Genomic DNA, 6,547 nt, shown 5'->3' on the forward strand with positions numbered 1-6,547 from the left:
CGGCATCAGCAGCATCACGCGATAAAAAAGCGCCGCACAAGCGGCGCTTTTTCTTTGCGCGGGCCGTGCTTACTGCGCCGGCGCTTCCGTGTCCGCCGCAGGCAGCGGCAGTGCGCCATTCGCTTCCATCTGCGCCTTCACGGCTTCGCCGAGCTGGTACACGGCGAGTGCGTAGAAGAAGCTGCGGTTGTAGCGCGTCAGCACGTAGAAGTTCTTGAGGCCGAGCATGTATTCGGTCGCGCTCCCCGGCGACGGCAGATCGACCACGGTGACCGGCGTGCCGGCTTCGGTGGTGATGTTGACCGTCGGCTCGTTGAGCGTCATGCCGGCGCGCAGCAGTTGCGACAGGGCCCAGTGCGGTTCGGGCTGACCGTCCGCGGCGGCCTGGGCGATGCCGAGGCTGCCCGTGTCGGGCGTGATTCGCCAGACTACCGGGCGATCGGTTTCCCAGCCGTGCTGCTTCAGGTAGTTCGCGACGCTGCCGATCGCATCGGCAGGACTGCTGCGCAGATCGACGTGGCCGCCGCCGTCGTAGTCGACCGCATACTCGCGGATGCTGCTCGGCAGGAACTGCGGGATGCCGATCGCGCCCGTGTACGAGCCGAGCACGGTCGTCGGGTCGAGCTGGTTGTCGCGGGTCCAGACGAGGAAGTCCTCGAGATTCTTTCGGAACGTTGCCTGGCGGCTGTCGCGATTCGGCGTGTCCGGGTAGTCGAACGTGAGCGTCGTCAGCGCATCGAGCACGCGGAAGTTGCCCATGTAGCGGCCGTAAATCGTTTCGACGCCGATGATGCCGACGATCACTTCGGGCGGCACGCCGAATTCTTCCGACGCGCGCTGCAGCGTCGCCTTGTTCGCCTTCCAGAATTTCACGCCCGCGTTGATGCGGATCGGTTCGATGAAGCGCGAACGATAGACGCGCCAGTTCTTCACCGAAGGCGTCGGCGCCGGCTTCACGAGCTTCACGGCGGTGGCCGAGTAGCTGATGCGAGAGAACAGCGCATGCAGGCTCGCGGAATCGAAGCCGTTGCGGCTCACCATCTCGTCGATGAACGCATCGACCTTCGCGTTGTTCGCGTAACGCTGCGGAACGATTTCCTCTTCGAAGGTCTGGCCTTGCGGCGCCGGCTGCTGCGGTTGCGCCTGCGCGACGCGCGTGCCGGGGGACTTCGCGGGCTGCGTCTGCGCGACGGCGGGCGCGGCGGCGACGGTAACGGCGACGGCAGCGGCAACGAGCGGGACGCGAACGCTGAACAGTGCGGAGAGAAGGGCGGCAGGCTTGCTGGAATTCATGTCGAAGCGGGCGGACAGGGCGATGGGGTTCGGCGCAGTATACCCGACGCATCCTGCGTGCCGGGGCGAAGCAGCGCACCGTTGTGGTAAGTTAGCGGCGAATTCGCGGCAGACGATGGACATCATTGATGGAGACCTGCGGCGCACCCTGCGTCGCGGATGACAGCTTATGGCAACCGCCTTCTATACGCACCCCGACTGCATGCTGCACGAGATGGGGGAATGGCATCCGGAATGCCCGGCCCGCCTGTCGGCGATCCAGGATCAGCTGATCGCGAGCCGCATCGACGACCTGATCGTGCACGAAACCGCGCCGTTCGCGAGCGAGGTGGCGCTGGGCCGCGTGCATACGCAGGCTCACATCGACTACATCCGCAGCATGACGCCCGTCGACGGCTACGTCGAGATCGATCCCGACACGCTGATGAACCGCGACACGTGGCGCGCCGCTCTGCGTGCGGCCGGCGCGGCGATCGCGGCGACCGACGCCGTGCTCGAAGGCCGCTACGCGAATGCGTTCTGCAGCGTGCGGCCGCCCGGCCATCACGCGGAACCCGCGCGCGCGATGGGTTTCTGCTTTTTCAACAACGTCGCGATCGCCGCGCGGCATGCGCTCGACGTCCATGGCCTCGAGCGAGTCGCAATCGTCGATTTCGACGTGCACCACGGCAACGGCACCGAAGCCGCGTTCGCGAACGACGAGCGCGTGCTGATGTGCAGCTTCTTCCAGCATCCGCTGTACCCGTTCTCGGGCGTCGATCATCAGGCGCCGAACATGGTCAACCTGCCGATGCCTGCGCGCAGCAACGGGATGGCGATCCGCGAAGCGGTCGACATGTCCTGGCTGCCGCGTCTCGACGCGTTCAAGCCGCAGATGCTGTTCGTGTCGGCCGGTTTCGACGCGCATCGAGAGGACGACATCGGCAACCTCGGTCTCGTCGAGGCCGATTTCGAATGGCTGACCACGCAGATCGTCGACGTCGCGCGCCGGCACGCGCAGGGCCGCATCGTGAGCTGCCTCGAGGGTGGCTACAACTTGTCCGCGCTCGGCCGCAGCGTGGTCGCGCACCTGCGCGTGCTGGCCGGCATCTGACCGGGAGCGAGCCGGCGCGCGCTCAGCGTGCCGGCACGTGCGCGTGAATCCACGCGATCAGCGCATCGATCACGCGGTCGCGCTCGAGATCGTTCATCGTTTCGTGGAACCCGCCTTCGTATAGCGTCAGCGTGCGGTCTGGCGAGCCGACGCGTGCGCCGAACGCACGGCTTCCGTCCGGTTCGGTCAGCTTGTCCTCGGTGCCGTGATAGACAAGCACCGGCACGCGTAGCGCGCCGCGACCACGCTCGATGCGCGCCATCGCATCGAGGATTTCGGCGCCGGTGCGTGCCGGCACCGCGCCGTGGTGCACGAGCGGATCGGCACGATTGGCCGCGACGACGGCCGGATCGCGCGACAGCAGCGCCGCGTCGATCCTGATCGCGGGGAAGCTCGGCCACACGCGGCTGATGAAACGGCTCATCGCGAGCATCCAGCGCGGCACGTCGCGTCCCGGCGCGAGCGCCGGGCTCGACAGCACGAGACCCGCCAGCGCGTGGCCGCGAACCGGCGCGCGTTCGATCGCATACAGCGCCGCGACGGCGCCACCCATGCTGTGTCCCATCAGGAAGAGCGGCGTATCGTCGCGGGCGGCTTCGGCGACGAGGGCATCCGCATCGTTCAGGTAATCGTCGAAACGCTCGACCCACGCGCGTTTACCGGGCGAGTGGCCATGCCCGCGCAGATCGATCGCCAGCACGTCGATGCCGGCCACGTTCAATCTGGCCGCGAGTGCCGCGTAGCGGCCCGCATGCTCGGCAAGGCCATGCACGAGCGCGATCGTCGCGCGCGGCGGCTCCGTGCCGTCGCCGGCCGGCCAGCGATACGACGCCAGTTCGAGCCCGTCCGCGGTACGCAGCCGGCCCATCCGCGGAGTGGGCGGCGCTGCCGTGTCCAGTGCCGCGGTGGCGGCGGGCGCGGCGGTCTGCGTCGTGGTGGCGGTCATCTGGCGGGTCTCCTGTTTAGTTGGCATCGGTGTTCCGGATCATAGTCGCGGCACTCGCACGGCGGGCCAGCAGTGCCCCTCTAATTTCGTCTGGTTATGAAAAGATCGAAATCGATTATTAAGTGGAATGAGGCGTTTGCGGTAAAATCGCCGGCTATTCCAGATGCATCGGCGGCCGACTGGCGGGCTTCGCCTGTCGGCCGCCGTTTTGTTTACATGATCGAATTACGCAATCTGTCGCAGCGTTTCCCCGGGCCGACCGGCTGGGTCGACGCATTGCACAACGTCAATCTGACGATCCCGCAGGGCGAGGTGTTCGGCATCATTGGCCGAAGCGGCGCCGGCAAGAGCACGCTCGTGCGCACCATCAACCTGCTCACGCGGCCGACCGAAGGCAACGTCGTCGTCGGCGGGCGCGATCTCACGCTGCTGCCGGCCGGCGCACTGCGCGAAGCGCGCCGCGAAATCGGCATGATCTTCCAGCACTTCAACCTGCTGTCGTCGCGCACGGTGTTCGACAACGTCGCGTTGCCGCTCGAGCTGGCGGGCGCGAGCCGCGCCGACATCGAGGCCGCCGTGCTGCCGCTGCTCGACCTCGTCGGGCTGTCCGCGCAGAAGGACCGCTACCCGGCGCAGATCAGCGGCGGCCAGAAGCAGCGCGTCGGCATCGCCCGCGCGCTCGCGAGCAAGCCGAAGGTGCTGCTGTCGGACGAAGCGACGTCGGCGCTCGATCCCGAGACCACGCGCGCGATCCTCGACCTGCTGAAGCGCATCAATCGCGAACTCGGCCTGACGATCGTGCTGATCACGCACCAGATGGAAGTGATCAAGCAGGTGTGCGATCGCGTGGCGGTGCTCGACGCGGGTCGCGTGGTCGAGGAAGGCCGCGTGATCGACGTGTTCCTGCAGCCGCATCACGAAGTGACGCGCGCGCTGATCGGCGACGTGATCGCGCAGGAGCTGCCGCCCGCGCTGAAGGCACGCGTGGCCGAGCGGCTGAAGACGGGCAGCGGGCATCTTCTGCGGCTCGCATTCACCGGCTCGGGTGTCGACCAGCCCATCCTGTCGGAGACGATTCGCCGGTACGAACTCGATTTCAATATCCTGCACGGCCAGATCGACGAGATCCAGGGGCAGGCGTTCGGGTCGCTCGCGGTGCTCGCGGGCGGCGAACCGGGCAAGGTCGGGCAGGCACTCGCGTTCCTGCGCGAGCAAGGTGTGGTGGTAGAGGAGCTTTCGTATGTTGAGTGAGATGTTCGATATGTTCGTGCAGTCGTTCTGGGAGACGCTGATCATGGTCGGCATCTCGGGAGCGGTCGGCGCGCTCGTCGGGATGCCGCTCGGCGTGCTGCTCTACCTGACCGACCGCCAGGGCGTGTTGCAGAACCTCGGCGTGAATCGCGTGCTCGGCGGCATCGTGAACGCGGTGCGCTCGACACCGTTCATCATCCTGTTGGTCGCGGTCATTCCATTCACGCGGCTCGTCACGGGGTCGTCGATCGGCACGGCTGCGGCGGTCGTGCCGCTGACGCTCGCGGCCGCGCCGTTCGTCGCGCGGCTGGTCGAGACGGCGCTGCGCGAAGTCGACCGCGGGCTGATCGAGGCCGCGCAGTCGATGGGCGCGACGACGTCGCAAATCGTGTTCAAGGTGCTGCTGCCCGAATCGCTGCCCGGCATCGTCGCTGGCCTGACGATCACGTTCGTGTCGCTCGTCGGCTACTCGGCGATGGCCGGTGCGATCGGCGGCGGCGGGCTCGGCGATCTCGGCATCCGTTACGGCTACCAGCGCTATCTGCCGGAAGTCATGTGGACGGTCGTCGCGATCCTGATCGTGTTCGTGCAGATCGTGCAATCGTTCGGCGACTGGCTCGTGCGCCGGCTGAGCCACAAGTAATAACGACATTCATGGGTAGGGGGAGACGATGCAACGACGTTTCATGCTGAAGTTCGCGGCCGCACTCGGCGCGGCCGCGTTGTTCGCGAGCGCGCACGCGCAGACCGAAACCATCAAGGTGGGCGTGACGGGCGGTCCGCACGCGCAGATCATGGACGTGGTGAAGAAGGTCGCGGCCAAGAGCGGCCTCGATATCCGCATCGTCGAATTCTCGGATTACGTGCAGCCGAACGCGGCGCTCGCGTCGGGCGATCTCGACGCGAACAGCTACCAGCACGATCCTTATCTGCAGGCGCAGGTGAAGGATCGCGGCTACAAGCTGATCAAGGTCGCGGATACCGTCACGTTCCCGATGGGCATCTATTCGAAGCGGGTGAAGTCGCTCGCCGAGTTGAAGCCGGGCGCGCGCATCGCGGTGCCGAACGATCCGACCAATGGCGGCCGCGCGCTGCTGTTGCTGCAGAAGCAGGGCCTGCTGAAGCTGCGTGCGGACGCCGGGCTGAAGGCGACGCCGCTCGACATCGTCGACAATCCGCGCAAGCTGAAGATCGTCGAACTCGATGCGGCACAGATTCCGCGCTCGCTCGGCGACGTCGACGCTGCGGCGATCAACACCAACTATGCGATGGAAGCGGGGTTGAAGCCGAAACAGGACGCGATCGCGATCGAGGGCCCGAACGGCCCTTACGCGAACATCCTCGCGATTCGCGAGGCCGACCGGAGCAAGCCGTGGGTCGCGAAGCTGGTCGCGGCCTACCATTCCGCGGAAGTGAAGCAGTTCATCGAACAGAAGTTCGGCGGCGCAGTCATCGCCGCCTGGTGATACGTGGTGCTGGGCGCGCCCGGTGACGATTAGAGTCGATGATCGAAAACCCGGGCTTTGCGTCCGGGTTTTTTCTCTTTTAAAATAGAACGACCGTTCGCTATTGCCGGCGCGCCGAAGATGAGCGCTATCCTCGATAGCCGCGATGGATTGGTCCGCTTGGCCGCGCAGTCATGAGGCCTCGCTATAGAATGGCCTCTGGTCGTATTCGTAACTTTGGAGCGTGTGCATGAAAATCCTGGTGCCAGTGAAAAGAGTGGTCGATTACAACGTGAAGGTCCGCGTGAAGTCGGACAACACCGGCGTCGACATCGCGAACGTGAAGATGTCGATGAACCCGTTCGACGAAATCGCGGTGGAAGAAGCGGTGCGCCTGAAGGAAGCGGGTGTGGCGACCGAAGTGATCGCGGTGTCGGTCGGCGTGACGCAAGCGCAGGAAACGCTGCGCACGGCGCTGGCGATCGGTGCCGATCGCGCGATCCTGGTCGAGTCGAACGA

6 protein-coding genes and 1 pseudogene are annotated in these 6,547 nt (G+C 66.0%); 5 read left to right on the plus strand and 2 right to left on the minus strand.

The features are described from left to right. Positions 1-69: 69 nt before the first annotated feature. The gene (gene mltB / locus WS46_RS13630) at positions 70-1,419 is read right to left on the minus strand and encodes a lytic murein transglycosylase B (protein WP_082721884.1); all 1,350 of its coding nucleotides are present in this window, start codon (positions 1,417-1,419) and stop codon (positions 70-72) included. 43 nt (positions 1,420-1,462) lie between these two features. Between mltB and WS46_RS13635 the strand changes: the two genes are divergently transcribed. Next, a complete protein-coding gene (locus WS46_RS13635) occupies positions 1,463-2,386 on the plus strand; it encodes a histone deacetylase family protein (RefSeq protein ID WP_059529984.1) in 924 nt (307 codons plus the stop codon). 22 nt (positions 2,387-2,408) lie between these two features. On the opposite strand, the gene WS46_RS13640 is transcribed toward WS46_RS13635, so the two are convergent. Next, a complete protein-coding gene (locus tag WS46_RS13640; protein WP_059690830.1) occupies positions 2,409-3,332 on the minus strand; it encodes an alpha/beta hydrolase in 924 nt (307 codons plus the stop codon). Between the two features lie 216 nt (positions 3,333-3,548). On the opposite strand from WS46_RS13640, the gene WS46_RS13645 reads away from it, so the two are divergent. From WS46_RS13645 to WS46_RS13660, 4 genes and pseudogenes are all read left to right on the plus strand, one after another. Next, positions 3,549-4,583, plus strand: a complete 1,035-nt coding sequence (locus WS46_RS13645) for a methionine ABC transporter ATP-binding protein (RefSeq protein ID WP_059509785.1) — start codon at positions 3,549-3,551, stop codon at positions 4,581-4,583. Continuing rightward, positions 4,573-5,226 (plus strand): methionine ABC transporter permease, encoded by a 654-nt coding sequence (locus tag WS46_RS13650; RefSeq protein ID WP_059529977.1) that lies wholly within the window; start codon positions 4,573-4,575, stop codon positions 5,224-5,226. The genes WS46_RS13645 and WS46_RS13650 overlap by 11 nt, the downstream gene beginning before the upstream one ends. 28 nt (positions 5,227-5,254) lie before the next feature. After that, positions 5,255-6,049, plus strand: coding sequence for a MetQ/NlpA family ABC transporter substrate-binding protein (locus tag WS46_RS13655; RefSeq protein WP_059529974.1), 795 nt, complete (start codon positions 5,255-5,257; stop codon positions 6,047-6,049). Positions 6,050-6,278: 229 nt separating this feature from the next. Next, positions 6,279-6,547 (plus strand): annotated as a pseudogene (locus tag WS46_RS13660) (electron transfer flavoprotein subunit beta/FixA family protein); the annotation flags it as partial.

This window comes from Burkholderia sp. RF4-BP95, from assembly GCF_001521985.1.
GTDB classification, from domain to species: domain Bacteria; phylum Pseudomonadota; class Gammaproteobacteria; order Burkholderiales; family Burkholderiaceae; genus Burkholderia; species Burkholderia diffusa.

Coding starts and splice junctions, on each gene's coding strand:
- mltB (WP_082721884.1), bottom strand. CDS start 1,419: ATGATGTCCATCGTCTGCCGCGAATTCGCCGCTAACTTACCACAACGG.
- WS46_RS13635 (WP_059529984.1), top strand. CDS start 1,463: ATGGCAACCGCCTTCTATACGCACCCCGACTGCATGCTGCACGAGATG.
- WS46_RS13640 (WP_059690830.1), bottom strand. CDS start 3,332: ATGACCGCCACCACGACGCAGACCGCCGCGCCCGCCGCCACCGCGGCA.
- WS46_RS13645 (WP_059509785.1), top strand. CDS start 3,549: ATGATCGAATTACGCAATCTGTCGCAGCGTTTCCCCGGGCCGACCGGC.
- WS46_RS13650 (WP_059529977.1), top strand. CDS start 4,573: ATGTTGAGTGAGATGTTCGATATGTTCGTGCAGTCGTTCTGGGAGACG.
- WS46_RS13655 (WP_059529974.1), top strand. CDS start 5,255: ATGCAACGACGTTTCATGCTGAAGTTCGCGGCCGCACTCGGCGCGGCC.